This window comes from Streptomyces beijiangensis (genome assembly GCF_017315755.1).
Lineage (GTDB): Bacteria > Actinomycetota > Actinomycetes > Streptomycetales > Streptomycetaceae > Streptomyces > Streptomyces beijiangensis.
Map to the genome: position 1 here is coordinate 1 of NZ_JAFLRJ010001075.1, position 454 is coordinate 454.

Here is a 454-nt window from a genome sequence, read left to right on the forward strand (position 1 = left end):
GCGGGCCGGTTCGCCCTCGAAGTCGATCAGGGACCACTCGCCGCCGTCCCTGGCGCGCAGTGCCTGGCCCAGGTGCAGATCGCCGTGGATGCGCTGGACGGGCCAGGTGTGTCCTGACTGGCCGAGTGCGGTGACCGCGTCGAAGGCGGTGCGCAGTCCCGGGGCGTACGGAGCGAGCGCGGGCACCGCCCTGGCGGTCTCCTCCAGGCGGCGGATCATGTCCGAAGCGAGGTTGTCCGTCTGCTGCTTGCGCAGGGTCTGGGTGGGGAGCGCGTCGGCAAGTGCCGTGTGGATCTCGGCAGTTGCCCGGCCCAGTTCGTACGCCTCGGTGCGGAAGTCCCTGCCGTCGGCGAGGGCGTGCAGGGCGAGCTGCCAGCCGTCGTCGGAGCCGCGCAGGAAGGGCTGGAGCACGCCCAGGGTCGCCCGTTCGCCGTCGAGCACGCCCTCGAACCAG

Annotated in this window: 1 protein-coding gene; it reads right to left on the minus strand. The window is 72.5% G+C overall.

Annotated elements, in window-relative coordinates; all coding sequences use genetic code 11:
* On the minus strand, positions 1 to 454 hold a 454-nt coding region (locus tag J0695_RS40615; RefSeq protein ID WP_206969821.1), incomplete at both ends, for a phosphotransferase.